Below are 21,857 nucleotides of genomic sequence, written 5' to 3' on the forward strand. Positions count from 1 at the left end.
GGCGGGCCCTGTCGGCAGTTCGGCATACGCTCGGGGCATGAGCACTCCCACTGAGGGGCTGACTCTGGGGGGCGTCAGCGCGATCGTCGAGAAGAAGATTCTTAGCAGCAGGATCAGGATCGAGCGCAAGGGTGAACCGGTATTCAACCCGGACACCGGTCAGTACGAACCAGGGCCTCCGGTAGAGGTCTACGAGGGGCCTGGTGCAGTCTTCCCCGCCGACGGCCCGGCCGTCGTCTTGCACCTGGCTGGGCAGGCGTACGTGGACGACACGCGGTCTCGGTACCGGCTGCTGACACCGCTCTCCGCGCCGGTCGCCTCCCGGGAGGACGTCGTGCGGGTGATGGAGGCGGCCGATCCGGCAGCTGTCGGCCGCACCTGGCGCGTGCTGGACATAGGTGAGACCGCCACCCTGAGCGTGGTCCGCACTACCTGGATCGACCAGAACACGCAGCGAACAGGGGGCACGCCGTGACCACGGGCATCGACCCCGACGAGGTACGCCGCCACCTTGAGGCCGCGCTGCTGGTGGACACCGTACGCATCACCCGCCCGACCGGTACCGCCCCGCTCGACCCGGATACTGGCATCGTCGGCGTCGTGCCTGTGGAGGCGGTCTACGAGGGGGCGGGAGCTGTGCTGTCCGGGCACGGGCAGGTGACAGCTGAGGGGATCGTCGGCCGCCAGTGGCTGGACGACACCGTCTCCTGGTATCGGCTCCTTACCCCCCTGGGCGCCCCGCTGCCAGCACGGTATGACCGGGTAGAGGTGGTAGCCGCGCGCTCCGGCAACCCTGCGACGGTCGGCCGGATCTGGCAGGTTCTCGACCCTTCCGAGGCATCCACGGTCGAGCTGGTCCGGGTTACGCGCCTTGACGAGATCACGCCGCCCTGAGCGAATCCGAGCCGTCAGTGATCGGGCCTACGCTCGAATCATGGAGAACACGACCAACCCGCTCACCGGTCATCACCACGTCCGGATCACCTCAGATGCCAGCGGTGGAGCTGTCGCCCTCGACGGTGTGGACCTCTCCCGGCTCATCCAGGGCTATACGCTCCACCAGATGGCCGGCCAACCGGCTCAGCTGATCATGGAGTTCGCGCCTGCGCGACCGGTCACGGAGTACGACGGCCTCGCGCGAGTCGCGGTCGGCGTGCCGTACGAGCCGGGCGAGGCGGCGGAACGCTTCCTGGCCGCCATTGACGTCCAGCTACTGGAGCAGACGGCCATGCACCGCATGGACTTGGCCGGCGGACGGTTCACGGCGGCTGTCGTCGAACAGCTTCGGCAGTGGGCTCGGGGCGAAGTCGATGAGGAGGGCAAGGCCAGTGCCCTCCCCGTCTAGTAACCCCCACCCCAACGCCCACGGCACCGCTGGGGTCTACACGAATGCCGCCCAGATCGCCGCGCTTCTGGACGCGCGAGCGGCCAGGACCCTGCCGGAGACGGTGTCCGTCGTGCAGCACCATGCCATGCTCCTGGAAACGCGGATCAAAGCGCGGGCCTCCGGCCGACCAGGACCCAACGCCCCGACCGGCGACTACAGGCGCAGCTGGACCCATGAGGTGTCGACAGACGGCGTCGCAGTGACTGCCACCGTCGGGACGAGCAAACCCCAGGCGCGGCGCCTGGAGTACGGCTTCGTTGGTGCCGACAGTCTCGGACGGATCTACAACCAGGCCCCGCTCCCGCACGTCGGACCGGCACTTGAGGAGACCCGCCCCCTCTTCCTCGCCGCCCTCGGCGACGCCATCGGAGACTGACTGCTCCTGCGTACCGCAGGACGAGATTGGAGAAGCAGTGCCCGTCTCCGGCCGCGAGGTCTCCCTCGCCGTCCAGAAGATGCTGTCCACCGCCACCACCAGAAGCTGCGGCTACGGCACCGCGCCCACCGCCTCCAGCATCCCCACGGGGACGCAAGTCCCCTACTCGGTCCTCTATCCGCTGGGGCTCACGACCGATGGGCCGCCGTACGGACAGGCTGATGGCGATGCCCGCGCCTTGTTGCAGATCACCAGCGTGGCAACTACGGCCGAGCAAGCCGAGTGGATGGCGGACCGGGTCCGTGCCGCGATGCTGGCCCGGAAGGGCGGCAGCAACGGCGCGTACGTCACCGACATCAACATCCCGGGATGCGTCGTGCTCCAGCGTGCCCTGGACAAAGAGGAAGGCGTGGCGGTCGCCGGCGGCATATACAGTTACGTGCAGCGGTATGTGGTCCAGGTGACCTCTCTCTCCTGACCAGCACCGCCCTCACCGCGGAGGCCCCATCGCGGACGTCCGGCCGATTCCGGTACGGACTGATTCCCCTGTCGCGCTGCGCGCGGCGTCGTGGGGACGGGCCTCCGGTGCGTGCCGCTCCAGGGGTGTCCCCGGAGAGCGAGAATCAGTGGGTATCACCCAGCAGCGGTTCATGCGGCGTGGAACGACCTCCTTCTTCTTCCTGAAGGCCATCGCCGCCCCTTCCAACATCCCGACGCGGGCGGAGCTGAGCGACGGCAACGCGACCAATCTCGCCGAAGCCATCTCGGACATCGAGGGGTGGGCTCTCGAGAACGTTCCCATCGAAACGCCGGACATGGCCTCCGAGTTCACGACCTCCATCCCGGGCGAGGACAAGGCCGACAACTCCTCCTTCACCCTGTACGAGGACAAGGTCGACGGCACCCTGGAGACGCTGCTGTCCAAGGGCAGCGAGGGGTTCGTCGTCATCCTCCGCAAGGGCGACATCCCCCAGTCCAAGTCGATGGACATCTTCCCGGTCCGCGTGGGCAGCCGGTCCGCGACCTACACGGCCGGCGCCGAACCGGCCAAGTACAAGGTGTCCTTCGGCATCACCTCGAAGCCGACCCTCGACGCCGTCATCCCGGCGAAGGCGTAAGGGGCGAAACCGCATGTCCACGCACATTCCTCCTCCCTCGGCTGTGGCTCGCGACCCGCACTGGGCGGCCAAGATGGAGCGGCTCCGCGCCAGGCGCCTTGCCGAACGGACCCTGTCCATTTGCGACGACCCGGCCCTGAAGGCTGCGGTCACCGAAGCCGCCCTGGGCCTCGCGCGTGCGCGCACCGAGGCGCAGGCCGCATCGATCGAGCAGGGAATCGCCGAGTCCTCCCGGTCTGAGTGGGTGGCCCAGCGTCCGGAAGTCCTTCTCGCCGAAGGCGTTCTCGCCGACGCGCAGCAGGAACTCGACGAGGCAACGGAACGGCTGACCTTCCGTGCTCTGCCCCGCCCGGTCTGGGAACTGCTGCTTCGTAAACACCCGCCGACCGAGGCCCAGGCCGACGCAGGCATGGAGTACAACGTCGAGACGTTCCCCGCGGCGTTGATCGCCGCGTGCCACATCGAACACGACGAGGCCGGCGCCGAAGTGCCGAGCATGGCGGAAGCCGATGCACAGGAGCTCCTCGATAGCTGGGCTGACGCCGATGCCAAGGCGCTGTTCACGACGGCACTGGTCGTCAACCAGACGATCCGCGCCGACCTGGGAAAAGGCTGATCGAAGACCCGTCGTTCAGGGTCGAGATGCAGCTGTGCGCCTCGTACGGCATCCCGCACAGCCACTTCTCCGGTGCCGGAGACGGAAGGTGGTCGGCGCTCGACCGGGCGAAGGCCCTCGCGTACCTGGCCTATGCCCAGGCATCGTGCGACGGGTGCGGCACCCGCGCGGGCGAGTGGGACGAGGGCGTAGGCGGTGACCGGTTTGCCTACGTGCCCGAGCCGTACCGCTGCCCAGGCTGCGAGCTGATCGAGATGGAGCGCGAGCAGGTCCCGGATGGGGCCGAGGGCCGGGGGATGAAGATCGGGCTGCGGCCCCGGAAGGACGTGACGCCGTGAGCGGCGCCTACACCCTCTACGTCAACCTCATGGCCAACACGGGTGGCCTCACCACGGGCCTTCGGGGCGCCGCCAGCCAGCTGCGCAGCTTCGACAGCGGCCTGGCCGGGGTCGGAACCCGCCTGGGGTCAGTACGGACTGCCACCGAGGCTCTGACCCGGGCGCAGGCAGCTACGTCCGCAGAGGCGATCCGATCCCAGGCGCGGGTGACCCAGGCCGCGGAGCGGGCGGCCGCCGCGCAGCAGGTCGTCACCCGCGCCCACCGCGCGCAGGCCCTCGCCGTGTCCCTGGCGACACGGGCGCAGGAGGCGCACACGGCCGCCACCCTCGCCGGCGAGCGCGCGACGCGGGCGCAGGCCCTGGCTCAGACCATGGCGTCGCGGGCTCAGGCCACCGCCGGTGCCGGAGCTGCTGCCGCCGCCCGCACTGCGGCCACCGCTCAGGTCGCAGCGGACCGCGCGGCCCAGGCCCACACGGCCACGCAGACCCGTGCTGCCGCTGCGCAGCTTGCGGCCACCCGGGCCAGCGGGCTCGCCCAGAGGGCTTCGACGGGCCTTGCCGACGCGGAGAACCGTGCCCGCACCGCCGTGACGGCCAGGGACCAGGCGCAGCGTGCCGCTGCCCGTACGGCGCAGGCCTCCGCGCAGCAGATCGCGGCGGCGGAGAGCCGTCTGGCCGCTGCCTCGTCCGCTCGGGCGTCGGCCTTCGCACAAGGCGGGCTGGTCATCGGCGCGGCCCTCGGCGTGGGTGTGGCCAACGCCATCCAGTTGGAGAAGGCCATGGCGAACGTCATGACGATCTCCCAGCAGATCACCGCGAAGAACGTCTCCGCGTTCACCGACGAGATCGTCCGTCTCTCCACCGAGCTGCCCCAGACCGCTGAGCAGCTCGCCGAGGGCCTCTACCAGATCGTCTCTACGGGCTTCGACGGCTCGGAGGCGATGTCCATCCTGAACGTCGCCGCTCAGGGCGCCTCCGCCGGCCTCACCACGACGGAGACCTCGGCGCGGGCCCTTCTCGGAGTACTGAAGGCGTACGGGCTTCCCGCGTCGGCAGCGACCGACGTGATGGACACGATGTTCCAGACCGTCAATCTGGGCGTCGTCTCCTTCGAGGAACTCGCCCAGCAGCTCGGCGACGTCGTACCCATGGCCGCCGCGGCTGGCGTTGAGTTCGCCGACCTCAGCTCCGCCCTGGCCGCGATTACCCTCGCCGGCATCCCTGCAGCCGAGGCCGCCACCGCGCTCAACATGATGATGACGCGGATGGTGAAGCCCACCCGCGAGATGCGTGACGCCATCAAGGACCTCGGCTACGAGTCCGTAGCGTCGGCCATCGCCCAGGACGGGCTGTACGTCGTCGTCAACAAGCTGCGCGAGGTCACCGGCGGCTCGGCCGACGCCATCGCCAACATGTTCAAGGACATCAGAGCGACCCGCGCCATGCTCGCCCTGTCCGCGGCGGACGGGAAGAACTACGCCGACACCTACAAGGGCATCGCGATCGAGGTAGCCCGGGCCGGCGCCGCCCAGAAGGCCTACGCAGTCCAGCTGGACACCACCGCAGGCCAGTGGGCCCTCTTCCGGAACTCCGCCGCTGCCCTCGGAATCGACCTCGGGCGGGCCCTGCTGCCCGCCCTCCAGACCATCGGCGAGTACTTCAAGATCCTGGCCGGCGCGATCAACGACCTGCCGGGCCCCGTGAAGTCCCTCATCGGTGGATTCCTCGCGCTGGCCGCAGCGGGCCTGCTGCTGCGCGCGGCCGTGGAGAAGGCCAGCGTGCAGTTGGCCACCTTTCGCTCCAACCTGGCCGCGGCGCGTGCAGGTGGATCGGCGCTGCCCGCCGTGCTCTCCGGAGCGGGCCTCGCCGTCACCGGCCTGGCCGCACTGGTGACGCTCGGCGTAGCCGCGTACGCCGCGTACTCCGCGTCCAAGCAGCAGGCCAAGGCGGCGACGCAGGAGCTCGTGGAGGCAATGCGTGCAGAGCGGACCGAAGGCGAGCAAGGAGCGGGGCTTCGGAAACTGACCGAGCAGCTCACGAACAGCGGCGACCTGGAGAAGTTGCGGGCCGCTGGTGTCACCGCGGAACAGGCCATCGACGCGATCATCAACGGCGGCCAGCGGTATAAGGACGTCCTCCTCCAGCTCGACGACGCGAGGAAGGCCACGGTGAAGGAGGTCGGCAAGTCAGTCACCTTCGACGAGTCCTTCGACCGTGCCCGAGGCGTACTCGAACGGCAGCACCGGATGTGGGGCGACGCGGTGAAGAAGGAGGCCGAGCTCGCCGCCAACATGGACATCGTCAACACGAAGATCAAGAACAGTCGGATCCAGCTCGCCGGCGCGTGGGATCTGACGGCGATGCTCCCGGTCGACAAGAACGGCGCCCCGAAGTTCACCGACGAGATGCAGGCCATGGGCAAGGCCCTGGCTGACATCGTGGACCCGGCGAAGGCGTGGAAGGCAGCCCAGGAAGAGGTGGCCGAGGCCAACCGCAAGGCTGGCCGGTCGGCGGACTCCGCGAAGGCAGGCCTGGTCGACTACATGGAGCAGCTGCGGAAGCAGCTGTCCGCGCAGCGCGACTGGCAGAAGAACCTCGGCACGCTGGCAGCCGACGGCCGGCTTGAGCTCGTGGATCACTTCGCGAAGTTGGGCGTGGACGCCGCCCCGATGCTCGACGAGCTCGTCCGGCAGCTGGACAAGGGCGGCGGCAAGGTCGCCGATGAGCTGGAGGCGATCATCCAGGAAGGGGCGGCCCGCTCCACACCCGCCTTCCGGGCCGGGCTCGAACAGCTCCCGGGCATCGCCGCGAAGTATGGCAAGGACACCGCCCAGGCGTGGGCGGACGCCGCCGCCACCAACAACCCCGGGAAGCTCGGCGAGGTCATGCAGAGCATGGCGCTCGCCGACATGGGCCGGGCCGCGGCGAAGCTCCCCCGGGACGCCCGCGTGACGATGCAGCAGGGCATGAAGGTCCTGGCCGAAACAGCGGCTCGCGGCGGGAAGGACGCGGCCGAGGCCATGAAGACGGCCCTGCTCAGCGGCGACCTCGAAGGCGTCCGTACCCAGCTCCAGGCGATCTTCGGCAACGAGATGCCCATCAGCCCGCCCGACCTCTCCCGGGTCGTCGCCGCGTTCCAGCTCGCCGGCGGCCAGGCCAACGCCGAGTGGAGCGGAGCCCTGACCTTGATCCAGATGGCGGCAGCAACGAAGGGCCAAGCAGCAGCCCAGGCCCTGACCTCCGCGCTGTTGTCCGGCGACATGGGCGCGGTCAAGGCGAACCTCGACGCCATCGGCATGTCCGTCCAGAACATCCCCGGCTCGAAGACCATCTCCGTCAATGTCTCCGCGCCTCCGCCGCCCCCCGTCGTCATCTCGATCCTCTACCGACGTAGCCCCATGCCGAACGACCACGACGGCAACGGGATCAGCGACTACGTCCAGGCCCCGCAGGTGAACGGCAGTGTTCTGTCCTTCTACGCGAACGGCGGCGTACGGGAGCAGCACGTCGCGCAGATCGCGCCCGCCGGCGCGTGGCGGGTTTGGGCAGAGCCCGAGACCCAGGGCGAGGCATATGTGCCCCTCGCGGGCTCGAAACGCCCCCGATCCAAGGCGATCGTCGAAGAAGTCGTCCACCGCTTCGGAGGGGAGGTGGCCTGGTACGCCAACGGCGGTCTGTCCGGCTGGTCGTACCGGCCGGGTACTCCGGAGCTGTCCTCCCTGTCCTCCATCCGCAGCGACTCAACGCGCAAGACGGGAGGCAAGGACGACGTCCTCGACCTGACCCTGTTCGAAAGGAACTTGGATAGGGCCGGGCGCCGTGCCGTCGAGTGGCGCCGTGAGCTGGCCACCGTGGCCCGCCGTGCTGGCCAGGACGTTTCCGACGCCTTGGCCGACATGGGCGAGGACGGCATCGAGCTGACCAGGAAGATGGCCAACGGCAGCTCGAAGTACATCAAGGACATGACGGACGACCTCACGGCGATGGGGAAGGTCGCCCGTGCCTCGCTGGGCGACTTCACCAACCAGCTGAAGGCGGCCGTCGACAACCAGAAGATCTTCGAGGAGAACGTCGCGAAGCTCGCGGCCTGGGGATACACGGACCTGGCGACGCTGCTGGCCCAGCAGGGAGACAAGGCCGCCGAGCAGGTAGCGGCTGAGGCGACACGCTCGCAAGGAGCAGCGAAGGAAGCCAACGATGTCAGTAAGCGTGCCAAGGAGGTTATCTCCGGGGACGCCCTCAACGATCTCGTCCAGATCATCAGCGCGATCCGCACGAGCCGGACCGGCATCCATGACGTCGCCGACACGACGAAGCTGGACGAAGACCGGATCATCGAAGTGGCGTTGCTCGGGCAGGCCCGCATCCGGCAGGTCCTCGGCGGCCAGGCCGAGCGATTCCTGAACGACTTGACGCGAGCACAGCGTGGACTGTCGTACGCGGACGGCGGGATCTTGACGCCGGGCGTGTACGCGACGAGCAACGGGATCGTGCGGTTCGCCGAGCCCCCCACCCAGGGCGAAGCATTCATCCCTCTGGGCGCGGCGAAGCGCGGTTCAGCAGAGCGCGTCCTCGCCGACGTTGCCCACCGGTTCGGGTACCGGCTCACGGCGCCGGGAACGAGCACCCCGCGGATAGTGGAAGCCAAGCCCGAGAGCCGGACCGTGGTCATCGTCCGAGACGAGCGCCCGGCCCCGCTCATCGGCACCCAGAACATCCGCATCGACCGGCCTGGGGCGACCGAGCAGCAGATCTCGGCGGCCGTCGGCTACCAGGTGCGACGCGCGAAGCGAGGTGGGGTGCGATGACCGCCCTCCGCGACCACCGCCACGAGATCGGAGGCGTGGCCATCGGGGTCGGGACCTCCGTCGTCATCGCGACGATCGAGGGGCTGGGCCGCCCAGAGGTACGCACCGGAGATGTCGACCCGCCCCACTCGGACGGTGTCTGGCTCGGCGCCGACTACTACGCCGGCCGCGCCGTCCGTATCCACGCGGGCATCCGTACCCCCGGTGACCAAGCCGCAGCCCTGGACGTCCTCGACGAGCTCCAACGCGTCCACGACGACCCGCGCATCCGGCTTACCGGCGGCGCGACCACCAACCTGCGGCTCAAGTTGCCCGGCCGGGACGTACGGGTCCTCAAGGGACGCCTCCGCCGCCTCGACCCAGACCTTTCGTCCCTGGTGTACGGCTGGATCCCCATCGACCTGGAGTTCTTCGCCGCCGACCCGTACTTCTACAGCGACGAGCAGCAGCAGACCACCATGCCGCTGAACATGATCTCCGATGGAGGATTCACCGCGCCCGTCGTACCCCCGGTCACCGTCAACCCGGGGCCAGATGCCAACCGCCGGCCCGGCTGGATCACCGTGGACGGCACGGCGCCCGCGTGGCCAGTGCTGCGGATCACCGGCCCCTGCGCCAATCCGTCCATCACCCACATCCAGTCCAGCCGGTCTCTCCAGCTGAACACCACGATCGACGCGGGCGACTGGATCGAGATCGACACGCGGCCCACCTGGCGGTCCGTCCTGCGCCGCAACGGCGGCCACGTGAACCTCACGCCGGGCTCGCGCATCGACACCTTCAGCCTCCCGCCTGGCCGCAGCGAGCTGCGCTGGCAGGCCACCGACCCCACCAACAAGGCCCAGATGACCGTCTCCTGGCGTGCTGCCTGGGCAACCCTCACTCGGGAGCAACAGTGACCCTGACACCAATCCCCCTGCTCACCGACGGGGCCACCCACAGCGCCCAGAGCTTCCGCATGATGATCCGCGACCTCGCCAGGGGATCCGAAGGCGTCACCGAAGGCAACGACCTGAAGGTCACTCCGCTGACGGTCCCCGCGGGCGGTGTCCTCGTCGGCGACGGCTCCGGTGTCGTGCGCGGCCGCGCGGTGCCCTGGCAGGGCCACTACACCGCGTACAACATCGGCAGCGAGCAAGTCCCGATCGCTCCGACCGGCGGCACCCCGCGTACAGACATGGTCGTGATGCGGGTCTTGGACCCCGAGTACGAGGGCAACCGCAACCCGGCCAAGGACAAGATCGTCTTCTTCGACGTCATTCCGGGAGTGTCCGCTACGGCGACTGTCCCGCCACCAGGGTTCTCCGCGATTCCGCTGGCCCGGATCAACCTTCCCGCCAACACCGGCACGATCACCGCGGCGATGATCACCGACCTGCGACGCATCGCAAACCCCCGCCGCGAGCGTAGGCTCTCCGTGGTCCGAGGCTTCCCCGCCTCCAGACTCCAGAACGCCACCACCTGGTCTGACTGGCCCCTCCAGGCCAAAGTCACGTTGGACGTCCCACCGTGGGCTGTCCGCGCGAACATCATCTCCACGCTCTCCGGCATTCGCTTCGAAGGGGCGCCCTTCTGCCTGTGGCGGCACAAGATCGGCAGCGGTCTATACGGCGGTGAAGTCCTCATGGACGACGACTTCGCCGAGGCCTCAACCCCTGGTAGCCGCGGCGCCACCCAGGGCCTTGTCATCCTTGCGGACACCCTCGACCTAGGTTCGGAGTTGCGTGGCACTACCCAGGACCTCCGGATTCAGGTGTCCTGCCTGGAACTGAACACCTTCCGCCTGGACGTCAACCAAGGCACGAACCTCGTCGTCGACGTCGAGTTTGTGGAGGGCTCCCTGTGACCACCTCCACCCGATACTTCGCGCAGCACGCCCTAACCGGCGAGATCCTCGACCCCGACCTGCCGTTGGCCGACGTCGAGTACGGCCCCGAACTCAACGGGCCTGGTGCCTTTACCGCGACGCTCGCCCCGCGCTTCGCCCGCTCCCGGCCCGAGGCCCTCGACGAGGGCAACGTGCTGCTCTACGTCGAGCGCGATGGCCACCTCCGATGGGGAGGGTTGCTGTGGCAGGCCATCCCCGAAGGCCGCACGCTGTCACTAGAGGCGGCCGGCTGGTCCAGCTACCTCCAATGCCGTCACGACATCCACGGCGAGCTTGGCGGGCGCGGCCCGTACGTCCACGCCGACCCCTGCCAAGTGATTCGGGACATTTGGGCCTACGCCCAGTCGCTGCCCGACGGCAACCTAGGCGTCACCGTCGACGACACCACATCCAGAGCAAAGGTCGGCACGCCAGCCGAGCCACTGAAGTTCTCTTGGTGGGAGGAGCCCGTTCTCGGCGACGCCGTCGACGACTTCGTCGACGGCGACGACACGCCCGACTACACCTGCGACACCAGTTGGGGCCCCGACGGGACGATCCGGCGCCGGATCCGCCTGGGCTACCCGCGCCTTGGTACGCGCCGCACCGACGTCAGCTTTTCGACCGGGGTGAACATCCTCGACGCACCGCCCGTACCCCGCTCCGCCGATGACTTCGCTCAGACGATCATCGCAACCGGTGCAGGAGAGGGACGCTCCAAGCGCCGCGCCATCAACTCGGTACGCGACGGACGGCTGCGCCTGGAGAGCGTTCTCGCCCTCCCCGATGTCAAGGGCACTGACATCCTCGCGCGGCGAGCCGCGGCAGAACGTGTCCGCCGCCAGGCCCGCGGCACCATCGAGGAGATCCGGATCGCCCCCGACCACCCTGCGGCCCCACTCGGCAGCTTCCAGGTCGGCGATGACATCTACACACGTGTCAGCAACGACTGGACCGACTTCAGCGGCTGGATGCGCGTTACCGGCTGGAGCGCGCGTCCCGGCGGAGCCGACGGCGAGACGCTCACCGTAAGACTCGCCCGCGCCGACTCCTTCCACTACGGGGCGGCAGAGGCATGAGCGCCAGCATTGGTGGCCGCCTGGCCGCCTTGGAGAAGCAGATAAGCCAGCTCCAGCGGGCCGCGCGTCTCAGCCACGCCTCCCTTGAGGACACCGCTCTTGAGGTCTACGACGACAGCGGGTCGCTACGCGCGGTCATCGGCACCCAGGCCGACGGCACCGCTGGCGTCATCGCCGTCAATGGACCGCCGCCTCCCCAGCCAACGAGACCCACGATCGCGCCCGTTCTTGGTGGGGTTGCCATCACCTGGGACGGAAGTTTCCTTGGAGAAGGGGACGGCATCGCGGCCCCGCTCGACTTTGCCCGGATCGAGATTCATACCAGTACCGCCACCGAGTTCCTGATCACTCCTGAGACTCTGTCCGCGACGATCGAATCCCCACAGGGCGGCACTCTCGTCATCGCGACCCCGCAGCCGATCTGGGTACGGCTGATGGCTCGCAACACCTCCGGTACCCCCGGAGACCCCTCCCCACAGGCAGGCCCCGCAGGCCCGGCCCCCGTGGTCGCCCAAGATGTCCTTGACGGCATCATCGACGAGACCAAGCTTGCCGAGCAGGCGGTGGGCCGCATGCACCTCCAGATCGGAGCCGTGGGCCACAACCAACTCGCCGTCGGAACCGGCAACCTGATCCCCGACGCCTCCTTTGAGGGCCCACTCAGCGCGAAACTCGTCGACGGCAACCCGCTCTGGTCCCTCACCGACGGCAACGCTTCGCCCCGGGGCTTGCGCGTCACCTGCGTCAGCGAGGCACCACAAACCCGCAGACTCCAGCTCACCGAACTGCCAGTCGGCCCCGGCGACCGCCTCTACTGCGCCTTCGACACGCGCACTTCCACCACCTGGGCTGGTGAGTCCGTGCGCCTGGCCCTGAGCTGGACCGACTCCACAGGCACCCCCCTTGGAGACGGATTCGTCCAGGCCCTGCCCACACCCGGCGCCTCCTGGACCCGGTACAACGCCCAGCTCCAGGCCCCGGCCGGCGCCACAACCGTTGCAGTCTCGGTCGAGGTCTCCGCTGGCACCAACGGCACGGCTGACTTCGACAACACGGAAATCCGGTCGGTCGTGGCCGCCGGGATGGTCCTCGCTGAGTCCATTGGCACCCCCGAGCTCGTCGCCGCCTCCGTCACGGGCGAAAAGGTCGCAGCCAAGACTCTCACCGCCCGCGAGGTCAAGGCCCTCTCCCTGACCGGAGACGAGGTCGCCTCCAACACGATCATCGGCCGGCACGTCGTCGCCGGCCAGCTCACGGCAACACACCTGGCCATCGGGGTGGACGGCAATCTCGTCGCCGACCCCTCCTTCGAAGGACCCGCCACCACCGGACGTCTTGCCGCACCCTGGACTCAGGTCGCCCCCGGCCGCGACAGCCCCAAAGCGATCCGAGTCGACTGCACCTCGGCCAGCCCCACCAACAAGAACCTCACCCTGGGGACCTTCCCCGCCCTGCCCGGCCAGCGGGTCTGGCTCTCGGCTGACTACCAGCTCAGCGCGGACTGGATCGGCACCACCGCAGGCATCCACGTCCGATGGGAAGACGCCAGCGGCGCCATCCTGGGCTACAGCTCCATCTACGGCAACGTCGCGGGCAGCTGGCAGAACATGAGCGGAATCCCCACTCCCGCCGCGCCCGCCCAGACCGTCCTAGGCCGAATCAGACTGACCGCTGACGGAAGCCGTGCCGGAAGCGTCACCTTCGACAACGCGACATGCCGCATCGTGATCGGCGGCCGGACCACTGGCTCTCGTGCCGAGATCTCCCCTTTGGGGTTGCGCCTGTACGACGAGGAAGGCGGCGAAGCCGTCTCCTTGATCACAGGAGCCCCCAACTACCTCACCCTGCGCAACAACGGCAATCCTGTCGCCACCATTGATGAGCGGGGCAACGCAGCGTTCAACGACCTCGCCGTCGCCGGAAGCCTGAGTTTCGCCGGAACACGCATCGATACCCGTCTCGCCGAATCACCCCGAGGCCTTGTTGCCTTCAGCCGCCAGACCAGCGCCGTTGCTGGCAGTTCTACCGAACTGGGGTATGTAGAAATCGCTTTTCAAGCGGACATCGCCCGGATGTACCGCATCGTCCTCGACGCGTACGTCACCGCTTCCACCGAAGGCGGCGAGGTCATGATCACACTCCGAGACGGTGGCACCTCCAGCCCCACCCTCACCAGCCCCGGCATCCAGAACAGGGTGTTCCCTCTCGCCGGCGCCGCCTGGCGCCCCATCCGAATGGAGCTCATCCGCTCCGGCGCCTCATTCGGAGGGGGCCTACATCGGCTCCTGACCACCTTCCGCTCCCAATGGGCCCCCGCTGGCGCGTCAGTCACCGTCTTCGGTCGCCCCGAATGCCCGGCCGTCCTATACGTCGAGGACATCGGCCCCGCGCTGCCTGAGACTGGGGTCCTCAACACGGGTACGGGGGCAACCCCAACGCCGCGGCAGCAGTTCACCCGCATCTACGACGCCGCCTGGTCCGGCAGCTACGCGAACCGGTCCGCGTACAACAGCTACTACGCATCGCAATGCCTACAGGGATATGTGTCGAGCAACAACGGGCTGCAAGCGGCACTGATCGGTTTCCCCGCCTCTCTGGGAGCGGAATTGGCAGGCGCGACGATCCAGAAGGCCGAGCTCTACTTGTACTACGCGCACTGGTACTACAGCGCCGGCGGCAAAGCAGTGATCAAGCCACATAGTCATCTCTCGCGACCCGCGACCTTCAGTTCCGATAGCGCCTCACGGACCATCGACTGGGGAAGGAACGTGGGGAAGTGGATCGACATCACCGCCGGTTTCGACGGTGCATCGTGGCGAGGTGTGGCGTTGGACCCTGCCAACACCTCCCAGGACTACTACGGGCGGGCTGAGGGAGTGGGTGAGGCGCATCCGCCGCAGCTCAAGGTCACGTACGTGAAGTGAATCGGGGTAGATCGCCAACGGTCGTAGACTGGAGACCGGCGCGGGGCCGACTGACTGGGGAGCAGCGTGACCGGCCCGAACCAAGATCCCACGCCGTGGGAGCTGCTGCGCGCGGTGCAGCAGCTGCGTGACGATCTTCGCGCCGACTTCGCCGCCCTGGCCAGCCGGCTGGAGCAGATGGTCACCAAAGACGTGTACGCCGCCGACCAGCGGGCTGTCGAACAGCGGATCGGCACACTCGAAGGCGACCTTGACGAGCTTCGGGAGCAGCGAGAACGCGAAGCGGCTGATGCCCGTACCAACCGGCGCCTGGCTCTCTCCGCACTCGTCGCGCCCGTCGTTGTCGCCCTCCTTGTCGCTGTACTACTGGCCAAGCTGGACCTGTAAACCCATCCCGGCGCGGGGGAGTTCGGAATAGCGCCCGATGGCAACACCGCTCACCGCGGACCGAGTTCTGTCCGCCTTCCAGTCCGCCGGCCTCACGGTCGAAGAGGTCGGCGACTGGCGGAACCACAACAGGAACCACCGAGGGCCCTTCGGCCCCGTCAACGGCGTCGTGATCCACCACACCGTGAGCCAGGGCACCGACTACTCGGTAGAGCTCTGCTACGACGGGTACGACGACCTGCCGGGACCCCTCTGCCACGCCGTCATCGACAAGGCAGGCGTCATCCACCTTGTCGGCCACGGCAGGACCAACCACGCCGGCAAGGGGGACGGCGCGGTGCTCCAGGCCGTCCGAGCCGAGTCGGCCCTGCCGAGGGACACCAGGGCCGACACCGACGGCAACACCCACTTTTACGGCGCCGAGCTCATCAATCTCGGCGATGGCAAGGACCCCTGGCCGCCCGAGCAGGTGGAGGCGGCTGCGCAGTGGGCGGCCGCCCTGTGCCGGGCGCACGGGTGGACGGCGGCCTCCGTGATCGGCCACAAGGAGTGGCAGCCCGGGAAGGTCGATCCGACATTCGACATGGACGACTTCCGGGTTCGGGTGGCGGGAATCCTGGCCGACGCCGGAAGCAAGCCGCCCACAGACACGAAGCCCCCACAGGGCGGTGGAGCCCCGGTGTTCCCCGGCCGCAGCGCCTTCGGCCCGGGGCAGTCCAACGACCACATCCTGCGCCTGGGCCAGCAGCTCGTGAAGAAGGGCTTCGGCTCTCATTACGACATCGGCCCGAGCCCGGAGTGGGGCGAGGCCGACCGGCTCAACACCGCCGCATTCCAGCGGGCCCAGGGGTGGAGCGGCTCCGACGCGGACGGCCTCCCGGGCCCCGAGACCTGGCGCCGTCTCTTCTCCTGACCGACCCCGAATCCGAGGAGCAGCCTTGAACCTGTACCCATCTCTCATCCGCACCGGCGTCCCGGCGGCCGGCGGCTGGCTCGTGGCTCTGGCGCTGAAGATCGGCCTGGAACTGCCTGCCGACGCGGTCGCTGGGGTCCTGACCCCAGCGGTCATCTTCGCCTACTACGGTCTGTTCCGATTCGCCGAGGAGCACATCTCTCCGCGGTTCGGCTGGCTGCTGGGTTACGCACGCCCGCCGAAGTATGACGCGCCCAGGACAACGCCGGCCAACTGATCCGGCTCCCGACATGGAAAAGGGCCCCCGCCTCACGGCAGGGGCCCTCGACCTCTTGGAACCACCACCATACCAAGATGACCGCCGTATCCGGACCCCCGACATCGTGCATACAATCTATATGCACAGTTGGCGCGGGTGAGGAGCAGCAGTGGTTCAGGCGAAGGACGGCAAGCCGTACCTGGTGGGGGTCAAGGAGTTCGCTGCGCTCTACGGAGTGCGCCCGCTCCAGGTAAGCCAGTGGATCAGCCGCGACAAGCGGCTTGACTACGAGTACGCACGGATCATCTCGGGCTCGCCGTACTGGCTGCTGGACTTCGCGAAGCGGTACGGCTCGACGACTCCCCGGCCAAAGCAGCTGCACGAGGACGTCCTCGCGCGTCTCGTGGATGAGCAGCAGCCGGGGTACTGGGAGTCGCGCGTCGAAGATCTCCCCCCGCTGGTGGGGCAGTCGGAGATCGCGGTGCTGTTCGGGCTGCCGGACAGCGCCGGGGTCCGCTACGCGGCGAAGACGGGCCGACTCCGTCCGGCGGACTACACCCTCTCGGGGTCGCCGATCTGGCGTCTCGAACCTCTCCTCGATGACGCGCCGGCACTCAAGGCGAGCGCCCGCGGTGGCGGGTGGGTGATCAAGGAGGGCGTCCGCGATGCACTCCTCGCGGGCACGTACGACGGCCACGGGTCGAGAATCATCCCTCGTGGGCCGGGTGCCACAAAGAGCCCCGAGTAATCACCATTTGAGGTGGTCGGTTCTTGATTCGACCCCTCTTTGCATATAGAATAGAGGTACGTCGCCGCGCTCGGGTGGTGGCATGAGCCGTGATTCGACCGCCAGGGAGGCGCAAATGCGAGATCCGCCGGAACTGCCCTGAGTTGTTCGAGATCGACACGACCCCACGTCGAAAGATAGATTCCAACACTGAACCGTTGGTTTTCATTTCGAGGGGGGATCATGTCGCTTGAGCAGCCCACCCTGTTCGGCCTGGACGACATCCAGCCCGTGCGCCACCCGGACGGAGCTTGCTCGCTCACCATCCAGGAGCGGTTCGAGGCGTTCCACGCCCTGAACCCCTGGGTCATGCGTCATCTGGAGAGCCTTGTCCAGGACGCAATTGACCGGGGATTCCAGCGCATCGGCATCGGGATGCTCTTCGAGCTGCTGCGCTACCGCTACGGCGAGGCGACACGCGGCGACGAGTTCCGGCTGAACAACAACTTCCGCAGCCGCTACGTACGGATGCTCATCGGCACCCGCCCCGACTGGGCGGCCTACTTCGAGATCCGTGCCCTGCGCGCTGCCTGACCGCACTGCGACCTCTTGGAGAGACGTGTCCCAGCAGCAGGCGCCGGCACGACCGGCGTCGCCCAAGCTCAAAGTTCGCAAGCCGACCGGCCAGGTCCCGTACCCGCTGGTCCTCATTGAGGGTGAGGAGGGCAGTGGAAAATCCTACGCCGCTGCCCAATTCTCGGCCTCCCAGCTCACCGGGCAGACCTACTGGATCGACCTGTCCGAAGGGTCCGCCGACGAGTACGCGGCCATCGACGGCGCCGACTACCTCGTCATCGACCACGACGGGTCCTACCGCGACATTCTGGAGCAGGTGGAGGCCGTCCACGCCGAAGCGTGCCGCGCGGCCGAAGACGGAGAGCCGCCCGTGGTCCTCGTCATCGACTCAGGGTCCGCGCTGTGGCGCATGCTCACCAACTGGACTCAGGAGAGGGCCCGTCGAACCAGGAAGAACAAGGTCGTTCTCGCCTCGGACCCCGACGCCGGCATCGACATCCCCATGAACCTGTGGAACGACGCCGTGGACCGGTGGGCGCGGGTCATGCACCTCCTCCAGACGCTCCCTGGCATCGCGGTCGTGCTCGCTCGCGGCAAGGAAGTATCGGCCGTGGACGACAACGGCAACCCGGTCCCGAACCGTAAGGAATGGAAGGTCTCCGGCCACAAGGACCTCGGATTCGACTCCACCGTGTGGGTGCGCATGAAGCGCGACGAGGACCCGCACGTCATCAAGGCGAGGTCCCTTCTCCTCCGAGTTGAGAAGCGTCGCCCGCTGCGGCTGCCCGACTTCTCCATCGAGGACCTGGTCTTCAACCGGCTGGGCTGCTCCGCGAAGTCCCAGCCCCGCGTCATGCCGGTCCTCGCCGGCGACAGGCTGGCGCCGTGGCTCAAGCTGGTGGAGGAGACCGGGAAGAAGGAAGCCCTCGCTGAGCTGTGGCGAAAGACTCGGCCGGACGTATCGGGACTCACCCGGCAGGAAGCGTCGACCGTCCAGGCGGCCATCAGCGACCGACTCGTACAGATCGAGAATCCCCCGGTCGACATGGACCAGGCGCTCAGTGGCGACGCCGCCGCCAAGCTGCGGGCTGCGGTCGAGCGGGGCAAGGACGCCGACGGCGTGACAGAAGGGGAGGCGGCCTGATGACCGCCCAGCCCGTGAGCAGCCCCTCGCTGTGGCCCGCAGCGCACACCCAGGACGCGCGGCGCCCCAGGTCGCTCCAGCGTCAGCTCGGCGCGTCCGACACGGTGTGCGAGCGCAGGGCCGCATACATCCTGTCGGGCGCCCAACGTACGGACAGCTCTGACAAGCGCGCCGCGATTCTGGGCACCTACCTTCACGAAGGGCTGCTCGGCTCCGCCCGCACCGAGTACGGGTGGCTCGTGGAGACGTCGGTGGCCGACGACACCATCCGCGGCCACGTCGACGCCGTCCACCTCGACGAGCCCACCGCCGCACGACTGCCCAAGCGCCTCCGGCCGACGGTACCGGCCGACGTGGTCACCGTCGAGGACGTCAAGACCAAGAGCACCTTCCTGTGGGACAAGGTGGTCCGTTACGGAGCCACCGCAGCAGAGATCCGCCAGGTCTACCTGTACGCCGACCTCCTGCGCACCGTGGGCTGGTTGGACATCCACGGACAGAAGCCGCTGGCCAGGCTCGGCCCCATCGACGTCGGCCGGATCCGGTTCCGCTTCGTCAACCGCGACAACGGGGAGGAGCACGTCCAGGAGTTCGACTTTGACAGGGCCGAAGCGACCCGGGCGCGTTGGTGGGTGCAGCGCGTGATGGAGCGCGAGCGCCCCGAGGAGGCCGCGCGGTCGTTCGACGGGCCGGGGCTGGACGCCATCTGCGACAACTGCCCCTTCCGCACGCCGTGCTGGGGTGAGCCGAAGACCCCCGGGGCCGCCGTGCAAACGGTCCTCATTCACAACGACGCCGACCGTGAGGCCGCGCTGTCCGAGTACGTACGCGGGCACGAGATGGAGGACGAGGGGAAGCGGATCAAGAAGAACGCCCGCGCGAAGCTGGACGACTCGCCGGCGGGTGTCTACGGCCCGAACCGGCTGCGATGGACCGGGGGCAAGCCGGTGCAGCAAGTTGACCGCGAGGCCATGATCGACACCTTCGAAGCCCTCGGCGTGCCGGTTCCCGAGAAGACCGGCGCGGACTTCGAGCGGATGGAAGCCGTGATGAAGGAAGCGGGGATCGCCATCCCCATGCGTACGGCAGCGAAGAAGACGACGCGCGCCATCCGGGTTACAGCCGTCCCCCAGTAGCGCGGGTCCCGCCCGTCCTCCTCAGCCCCGCCACCGCGACCGCCGCAGTGGCGGGGCCCCCCGTCCTGCCAGAAACACCGCCTAGGGGCTCCGTTGTCTATCCACCTGATGGTCGTTGCCAGCTACCTGCCGAAGGAAGTGGTCACGCAGAGCCAGAAGCTCGCGCTGCAGAAGCTCGCCGACTCCGCCGACGACGAGACCCGTCTGTCCCGTCCGGGCCTGGCTCGACTGGCCGCGTGGATCGGCGTCAACGAGAAGCGGGCGATCACCTTGGTCACCGAGCTTGTCGCCAAGGGCCTGGTGGAGCGTGTCCAGACCGGCAAGGCCGGGCGCTCTGCGGTCTACCGCGTCTTCCCGAACGGCATCCCTCCTATCCCCAGCACCGCCGACCTCAAGGCGCGCTTGGAGGCCCAGAGGGCCGCCCCGAAGAACCCTGCGAAGGCGCGGCCGGGCGTCAAGCGAGCGGCTCCGGCCAAGCCCGCGATGACCGCCCAGGACGTCGAGAACCGGGCGAAAGACAAGGCCCCGGCACCGCAGGAGGAGCCTCAACAGGGTGGGTTTCACGCGGGGAACCCTGGGGATGACGAGAGCCGGGTTCCGCCGGTGGAACCCGGGAAGTTCCAAGCGGGGAACCCTGTCGGTTCCACTGATGGAACCCCTTCCTTCCTTGGTTCTTCCTCTGTCCTTCCTTTCCCCCCTACCCCCGCGGCTGCCGCCGCAGGGGAGCCTTCGGGCACCGCCGGCACCACCGACCAGCAGGCTGCGCCGCAGACGCAGGGATGCCCCAAGCACGCGGACAAGCCCGCTTCCTCCTGTCGCGCTTGTGGCACCAATCCGCGTGCGGACCGCAAGCGGCAGCAGGCGCTGGAGCGGGACGCTGAGAGGCAGGCCAACGATGGCCGCTGGGAGCAGTGGCACCGGGATGCGGAGGAGCGGCTGCGTCGCGCCGACCTCGGCGCCGGCGTGGTGTTGGAGGCCCGGAGCGTGGCCAGGGACGCGGTTCGCAACTGGAAGAACGCAGCGCAGGAAGAAGTTGTGTCCCGAGGGCGAAAGTCCCGCAGGAATGTGGACACCCCCACGGATGCATATAAAATAGAAGAAACGGGGGAGGGGTTCGGCTCCGCGAAAGCGCCCTGAATCGGCTTCAAAGATAGATCCCAACTCTGTAATGTTGGCCATCAACGACCTCTTGGAGAGATCATGAACAGCGAGGCTTCCCAGCTCGCCCCGTTGCCCGAGCACGGCAACACCGACGACCGGACGTGGCAGGCCTTGTGGTCGGCCTACGAGCCGATCATCACGCCGCTGCGCCGCATGGGACTCGTCACCGACGTCGAGCTGTGCGGCGGGATGTACGGGATCACCGCCGAACTGAACGACGGCTCCTACCTCCACATCACATCCGAGGACACGCTGACCACCGACCCCGCCGACGTGCGCGGCTGGCTCGTGCAGCGCCTCAAGGACGACGTCGCGACGATCCGCGAGATCGTCTACGACTCCACCGAGGCCGGGACGAAGGCCCACCACGGCAACCAGCACCTGCCGCTGCTCGTCGCGATCACGGCGTTCGTCAAGCAGCGCGCCCTCGGCCGCCGCTTCAAGCCCCTCAAGGCAGTCAGCATCACCGGCGTCAAGGGCAACCACTCGACAGTCGAGCCCATCTGTGACTTCTTCCCCAAGCCGGAGGACGCCGTCGCCCGGTACGGCCGGGAGGTCGAGGAACTGCGCTCCATGGGCTGGCGGTGCCTACACCAGCAGGGCGGCAGCGACTGGCCCCTCTCCGTCTGGGCCGGTGACGGAAGCGTCGTCACGGTCGCCGTCGCCCTCATCGGCCAGAGCCCGGAATAGGAGAGGCGGCATGACCGAGTCACAGGCTCAGGACCTCGAACCCTCCTGCAACCACCTCTTCGCCCACCCTCAGACCCCGGAGCAGCGCGCCCGTGTTCAGGCCGCCCTCGAGAACGCGCGCCAGACCGGCGACGTGCAGGGCGTGCTGATCGCGGTCATCCAGCTGACCGACCCGTGCGACGTCCGCGACGGGAGGCAGCCGTGACCTGGCTCCTCGCCTTCGCCTGCGGCATCACCGCTGGACTCGCCGTGATCGTCGCGCAGGAGCTGCGCTACGAGGCCCGCATACGAGCCCCGCGCTGCATGACCTGCGGCGGACAGCACAGCCTCCACGCCGCCCACAAGTAGCAC

At 68.3% G+C, this 21,857-nt stretch carries 24 protein-coding genes; all 24 read left to right on the top strand.

The window, feature by feature from the left end:
* The first annotated feature begins 37 nt into the window (after nt 1-37).
* Nucleotides 38-475, top strand: a complete 438-nt coding sequence (locus tag ACZ6ZT_RS07385; RefSeq protein ID WP_469716385.1) for a DUF6093 family protein — start codon at nt 38-40, stop codon at nt 473-475.
* Complete coding sequence (locus ACZ6ZT_RS07390; protein ID WP_469716387.1) at nt 472-894, top strand: DUF6093 family protein; 423 nt, start codon at nt 472-474, stop codon at nt 892-894. The genes ACZ6ZT_RS07385 and ACZ6ZT_RS07390 overlap by 4 nt, the downstream gene beginning before the upstream one ends.
* 40 nt (nt 895-934) lie before the next feature.
* Nucleotides 935-1,345, top strand: coding sequence for a hypothetical protein (locus ACZ6ZT_RS07395; protein WP_469716388.1), 411 nt, complete (start codon nt 935-937; stop codon nt 1,343-1,345).
* 241 nt (nt 1,346-1,586) lie between these two features.
* Nucleotides 1,587-1,763: a hypothetical protein gene (locus ACZ6ZT_RS07400; protein WP_469716390.1), complete on the top strand. Its 177-nt coding sequence runs from the start codon at nt 1,587-1,589 to the stop codon at nt 1,761-1,763.
* 37 nt (nt 1,764-1,800) lie between these two features.
* Nucleotides 1,801-2,241 carry a hypothetical protein gene (locus ACZ6ZT_RS07405; protein WP_469716391.1) on the top strand — a complete coding sequence of 147 codons (441 nt, stop codon included), beginning with the start codon at nt 1,801-1,803 and terminating at the stop codon, nt 2,239-2,241.
* Between the two features lie 172 nt (nt 2,242-2,413).
* Entirely contained in the window at nt 2,414-2,881 is a 468-nt protein-coding gene (locus ACZ6ZT_RS07410; RefSeq protein WP_469716392.1) for a phage tail tube protein, read from the top strand.
* A gap of 13 nt (nt 2,882-2,894) precedes the next feature.
* Nucleotides 2,895-3,497, top strand: coding sequence for a hypothetical protein (locus tag ACZ6ZT_RS07415; RefSeq protein ID WP_469716394.1), 603 nt, complete (start codon nt 2,895-2,897; stop codon nt 3,495-3,497).
* 26 nt (nt 3,498-3,523) lie between these two features.
* Nucleotides 3,524-3,835, top strand: a complete 312-nt coding sequence (locus tag ACZ6ZT_RS07420) for a hypothetical protein (RefSeq protein WP_469716396.1) — start codon at nt 3,524-3,526, stop codon at nt 3,833-3,835.
* Entirely contained in the window at nt 3,832-8,643 is a 4,812-nt protein-coding gene (locus ACZ6ZT_RS07425) for a phage tail tape measure protein (RefSeq protein WP_469716397.1), read from the top strand. The genes ACZ6ZT_RS07420 and ACZ6ZT_RS07425 overlap by 4 nt, the downstream gene beginning before the upstream one ends.
* Complete coding sequence (locus tag ACZ6ZT_RS07430) at nt 8,640-9,542, top strand: phage distal tail protein (protein ID WP_469716399.1); 903 nt, start codon at nt 8,640-8,642, stop codon at nt 9,540-9,542. The genes ACZ6ZT_RS07425 and ACZ6ZT_RS07430 overlap by 4 nt, the downstream gene beginning before the upstream one ends.
* Nucleotides 9,539-10,489: a hypothetical protein gene (locus tag ACZ6ZT_RS07435; protein ID WP_469716401.1), complete on the top strand. Its 951-nt coding sequence runs from the start codon at nt 9,539-9,541 to the stop codon at nt 10,487-10,489. Before ACZ6ZT_RS07430 ends, ACZ6ZT_RS07435 begins: the two co-directional genes overlap by 4 nt.
* On the top strand, nt 10,486-11,589 hold the full coding sequence (locus ACZ6ZT_RS07440) for a hypothetical protein (protein WP_469716403.1): 1,104 nt from the start codon (nt 10,486-10,488) through the stop codon (nt 11,587-11,589). The genes ACZ6ZT_RS07435 and ACZ6ZT_RS07440 overlap by 4 nt, the downstream gene beginning before the upstream one ends.
* Entirely contained in the window at nt 11,586-14,513 is a 2,928-nt protein-coding gene (locus tag ACZ6ZT_RS07445) for a hypothetical protein (protein WP_469716405.1), read from the top strand. Before ACZ6ZT_RS07440 ends, ACZ6ZT_RS07445 begins: the two co-directional genes overlap by 4 nt.
* 66 nt (nt 14,514-14,579) lie before the next feature.
* Nucleotides 14,580-14,900, top strand: coding sequence for a hypothetical protein (locus ACZ6ZT_RS07450; protein ID WP_391470611.1), 321 nt, complete (start codon nt 14,580-14,582; stop codon nt 14,898-14,900).
* A 37-nt stretch (nt 14,901-14,937) separates the two neighbouring features.
* Complete coding sequence (locus tag ACZ6ZT_RS07455; RefSeq protein ID WP_469716407.1) at nt 14,938-15,813, top strand: peptidoglycan-binding protein; 876 nt, start codon at nt 14,938-14,940, stop codon at nt 15,811-15,813.
* A 25-nt stretch (nt 15,814-15,838) separates the two neighbouring features.
* Nucleotides 15,839-16,090: a hypothetical protein gene (locus ACZ6ZT_RS07460; protein WP_469716409.1), complete on the top strand. Its 252-nt coding sequence runs from the start codon at nt 15,839-15,841 to the stop codon at nt 16,088-16,090.
* A gap of 151 nt (nt 16,091-16,241) precedes the next feature.
* Nucleotides 16,242-16,820 (top strand): hypothetical protein, encoded by a 579-nt coding sequence (locus ACZ6ZT_RS07465; RefSeq protein ID WP_469716411.1) that lies wholly within the window; start codon nt 16,242-16,244, stop codon nt 16,818-16,820.
* A gap of 222 nt (nt 16,821-17,042) precedes the next feature.
* Nucleotides 17,043-17,393: a hypothetical protein gene (locus ACZ6ZT_RS07470; RefSeq protein ID WP_469716413.1), complete on the top strand. Its 351-nt coding sequence runs from the start codon at nt 17,043-17,045 to the stop codon at nt 17,391-17,393.
* Between the two features lie 25 nt (nt 17,394-17,418).
* Complete coding sequence (locus tag ACZ6ZT_RS07475) at nt 17,419-18,519, top strand: AAA family ATPase (RefSeq protein WP_469716415.1); 1,101 nt, start codon at nt 17,419-17,421, stop codon at nt 18,517-18,519.
* The gene (locus ACZ6ZT_RS07480) at nt 18,519-19,655 is read left to right on the top strand and encodes a PD-(D/E)XK nuclease family protein (protein ID WP_469716417.1); all 1,137 of its coding nucleotides are present in this window, start codon (nt 18,519-18,521) and stop codon (nt 19,653-19,655) included. The genes ACZ6ZT_RS07475 and ACZ6ZT_RS07480 overlap by 1 nt, the downstream gene beginning before the upstream one ends.
* Nucleotides 19,656-19,748: 93 nt before the next feature.
* Nucleotides 19,749-20,792: a hypothetical protein gene (locus ACZ6ZT_RS07485; protein WP_469716419.1), complete on the top strand. Its 1,044-nt coding sequence runs from the start codon at nt 19,749-19,751 to the stop codon at nt 20,790-20,792.
* Nucleotides 20,793-20,855: 63 nt separating this feature from the next.
* Nucleotides 20,856-21,506, top strand: a complete 651-nt coding sequence (locus ACZ6ZT_RS07490; protein ID WP_469716421.1) for a hypothetical protein — start codon at nt 20,856-20,858, stop codon at nt 21,504-21,506.
* A gap of 10 nt (nt 21,507-21,516) precedes the next feature.
* Nucleotides 21,517-21,711, top strand: a complete 195-nt coding sequence (locus ACZ6ZT_RS07495) for a hypothetical protein (RefSeq protein ID WP_469716423.1) — start codon at nt 21,517-21,519, stop codon at nt 21,709-21,711.
* A complete protein-coding gene (locus tag ACZ6ZT_RS07500) occupies nt 21,708-21,854 on the top strand; it encodes a hypothetical protein (RefSeq protein WP_469716425.1) in 147 nt (48 codons plus the stop codon). The genes ACZ6ZT_RS07495 and ACZ6ZT_RS07500 overlap by 4 nt, the downstream gene beginning before the upstream one ends.
* Nucleotides 21,855-21,857 lie beyond the last annotated feature (3 nt).

This window comes from Streptomyces sp. NPDC102258 (genome assembly GCF_055584685.1).